General features: G+C 63.6%; 3 protein-coding genes. 1 reads left to right on the top strand and 2 read right to left on the bottom strand.

Features of this window, described 5'->3' with window-relative positions; translation table 11 throughout:
• Positions 1 to 340: hypothetical protein (locus EOA85_RS30735; protein ID WP_127212238.1), on the bottom strand; the 340-nt coding region annotated here is incomplete at its 3' end.
• A 282-nt stretch (positions 341 to 622) separates the two neighbouring features.
• On the opposite strand from EOA85_RS30735, the gene EOA85_RS30730 reads away from it, so the two are divergent.
• Positions 623 to 2,749 (top strand): DUF294 nucleotidyltransferase-like domain-containing protein, encoded by a 2,127-nt coding sequence (locus EOA85_RS30730; RefSeq protein ID WP_245486160.1) that lies wholly within the window; start codon positions 623 to 625, stop codon positions 2,747 to 2,749.
• 66 nt (positions 2,750 to 2,815) lie between these two features.
• On the opposite strand, the gene EOA85_RS30725 is transcribed toward EOA85_RS30730, so the two are convergent.
• On the bottom strand, positions 2,816 to 3,387 hold a 572-nt coding region (locus tag EOA85_RS30725; protein WP_206523403.1), incomplete at its 5' end, for a hypothetical protein.

The following is a 3,387-nucleotide window of genomic DNA, read 5'->3' as shown; positions in this document are numbered from 1 at the left end:
ACACCAGGAAGAACCCAACCGCCACGCCAAGCGCGATCTTGGCGTAGAGTTTATAAACGTCGCCCATGATGGTGCCGAACACCCGCCGCGCCGGACCATCGGCTGGGCGCGATTTCTCATCGAGGTAGAGCCAGACTTCGGTGTGCTTGGGATCCTTGCTGGCTGCGGTCATAGCTTTCCACATCAGGGCCAGAACCATGGTCAGCGTGAGGAACGCGCCGGAGCGGAATGCGGACACCGGGCTGAAGGAGAAGCCGACCATGACACAGCCGATGGCAAGCGATCCGAACATTACGGCGCGCCCGATGCACTCCACAGCAATCCGCCTGATCTCATCCATCGGCTGCCTCGGCAACAAACTCGCCGACAGTGCGGGAGCGCTGCGACCGTATCAAATCACTTTAAGGCGAATGTGCCGCCTGGACGGGCGTACCTCGGGATTCGGTATGGACGTAGGGGCGTGCAACTCGCCGGCGCATCTTTGCGAACGCCACAGCATGAAATTCGGCCATCGACGCGGCCCGCCGGCGCGCTCTATGCTGCAGGGCAAGCAGGATCGACCTTTCCGGCATCGACAGGGCGCTGTCTCGGCAAGAAATCCGGCAGAGGAAGGCTATCGGCTATGCCGAAGGGGACGGAATTGAAGCCGGCGACCGGCGCGACACCGCTGATAGCAATTGCGGCTGCCGCCGTTGACACCGAAACAACCGGGCCCGACGCCACCAAGGCGCGCGTAATCCAGATTGGCGCGATCGGCATCGCGCATGGCAAGGTCGTCCGGCAACCTCGGTTCGATCTCCTCATCGATCCTGGCGAAGCAATCCCGTCCGAGGCTTCGCTCGTCCACGGCATCACGGATGGCGATGTTGACGGCGCCGGGAGCTTCCCGGATGCATGGGCGCAATTCCAGGAGTTCGTCGGCGACCGCATCCTCGTCGGCCATTCGATCGGCTTCGACCTGGCGGTATTGGAGCGCGAATGCCGCCGCGCCGGTTTGCCCTGGAAAAAGCCTCGGGCGCTGTGCGTCCGGCTTCTTGCAACCCTAGCAAATCCCAATCTGGCGGACCATTCGCTGGAGACGATCGCCGCCTGGCTTCGCCTGGAGATAGCTGGCCGCCATTCGGCTCTGGGCGATGCGATCGCGGCGGGAGACATCTTTGCCGGGTTGATACCGAAGTTGCGCAAGCGCAACATCCGAACACTCGGAGAGGCCGAAGTCGCCTGCCTTGCCCTTTCGGATGCTCTCGAAGCCGGCCATCGCGCCGGCTGGGCCGAGCCGGTGTCGCGACCCCAGGCTCCCGCGTTTCAGCCGGTTGATCCCTATGCCTATCGCCATCGCGTCGGCAGCCTCATGAGCAGCCCGCCCGTCGTGGTGAAATCGACCAAACCGACAAGGCAGGTCATCAACCTCATGGTCAAGCGCAAGATCAGCTCGGTCCTGGTGTCCGACCGAGGAACGCCGGATCGACCGATTGAGGAGTATGGCATCGTTACCGAGCGTGACCTGCTGCGCCGCATATCGTCCGACGCCGAGCGGGCTTTTGACATGCCGGTCGGAAGCATCGCAACGCGACCGCTGATAAGCATCCGCGCCGCCGCCTTCGCTTATCGGGCGATCGGCCGCATGGATCGGCTGAAAGTTCGCCACCTCGCCGTCCACGACGGGGGCGTGTTGGTCGGCGTGCTTTCGGCGCGTGACCTGCTGAGGCTGCGCGCCGCCGCTGCCATCGATCTCGACGACACGATCGAACATGCCAAGGACGCCGCCGAACTGGCCGCCACCTGGTCGATGCTGCCGGGCGTGGTACGTTCGCTCATCGGCGAAGCGATCGACCCGCGCGCGGTGGCGGAAATCATCAGCGATGAACTTTGCTCGCTTACCCGCCGCGCTGCCGTGCTTGCCGAACAACAGATGCAGATCGAAGGTCATGGCCCGCCGCCCTGTGCCTACGCCGTGCTCGTGCTCGGCTCAGGCGGCCGTGGCGAAAGCCTGATAGCCCCCGACCAGGACAACGCAATCGTCTTCGCAGATGGCGAGCCGGGCGGGGCCGAAGACAGCTGGTTCAGAAAGCTCGGCACCAAGCTCGCCGACATGCTCGACATCTCAGGCGTGCCGTATTGCAAAGGCGGGGTAATGGCCGCGAATGCCGCATTCCGCGGAAGCCTCGACACCTGGAAGGGGCGCGTCGAAGATTGGGTTCGCCGCCTACGGCCGGAGGATCTGCTCAACGTCGATATCGTCTACGATCTGCGGCCGGTTCACGGTGATACGACGCTGGCCGCGCAGTTCATCGAATATGCGTATGACCGTGGCCACGCCGAGCCGGTATTCGCGAAGCTTCTCGGCGAGCAGATGACAACCGGCGATCCCTTCACTGTTTTTGGCGGCTTTCAGCTTGAAAATGGCCGGCTGGACATCAAGAAGTATGGCCTTTTTCCGATCGTCGCGACCGCACGCACGCTGGCAATTCGCCACGGCATCCGCGAGCGGAGCACGCGTGCCCGGCTCGATAGACTGATCGCGCAGGATATCGGCGGCGAGCGCGACATGAAGGCGATGCTGGCCGGCCATTCCATGCTGATCGGCTTGCTGCTCGCTCAGCAGACGCATGACATCTACGCTGGCATACCTGTATCCAACCGTATCGAGATCAATGCCCTGACGCGCGAGCAGCAGGCAGAGCTCAAGAGCCTCATCAAGCGCCTCCAGTCGGCACCCGACCTGGTGCGGGACCTGATGTTCGCATAGCCGGCGACGCTCGGACGGTGCGAGGCCGAACGGGGAGCCCTGGATATCGGCGCGCCGGAACAAAGCTCAGATGCGCGCGGCACCCAGCAACTCGTCGACGAGGGCGCTGCGGTCAGCCTGCGCAAGGAAATCCTCATGCGCGCGCAGCAGATTCATCCTCAGGAAGTTGAAGATATAGTCATAGTCGTTGGTCAGGAGATTGGGATGGATCGGGACCATCTCGAAAACCGTTCGCGCCAGCGGCTCGGGGATTTCGCGCACCGGCCGCGGCGGACCGATCTGCGTGGCGGCGAGGCGTTGACGTGTGAGCTCGGCGGCGTCCTCCCAGAAAGTCGGGGGCGAGCCCTCCGGAACCGCATATTTGGAGAAGCTTGCCAAGGCCACTTTTTCCAGCGCCGCCGGCAGACCCCGCTGGCGCACACCGGCGGGTTCGCGCAGCGCACCCTCCACCATTTCCGCCACGATGGCATAGCAGGCAGGGTAGGCGCGCCAGCGTGAATGGTTGAGCGACGCCTGGAACTCCTTCTCGCTGAACAGCTTCTGCCAGTAGACCCCTGCCCTGACGCGGCAGAACTCGACGATGCTTTTCTGCGCCAGGAAAGCGGCGCGCGAATCCATGAAGTCAGCTAGGTCGCTGA

The organism is Mesorhizobium sp. M5C.F.Ca.IN.020.29.1.1, assembly GCF_003997375.1.
GTDB lineage: Bacteria > Pseudomonadota > Alphaproteobacteria > Rhizobiales > Rhizobiaceae > Mesorhizobium > Mesorhizobium wenxiniae.
The sequence above is the reverse complement of the archived record's forward strand: the minus strand, read 5'-3'. Positions and strand labels throughout refer to the sequence as shown.

Coding starts and splice junctions, on each gene's coding strand:
- EOA85_RS30730 (WP_245486160.1), top strand. CDS start 623: ATGCCGAAGGGGACGGAATTGAAGCCGGCGACCGGCGCGACACCGCTG.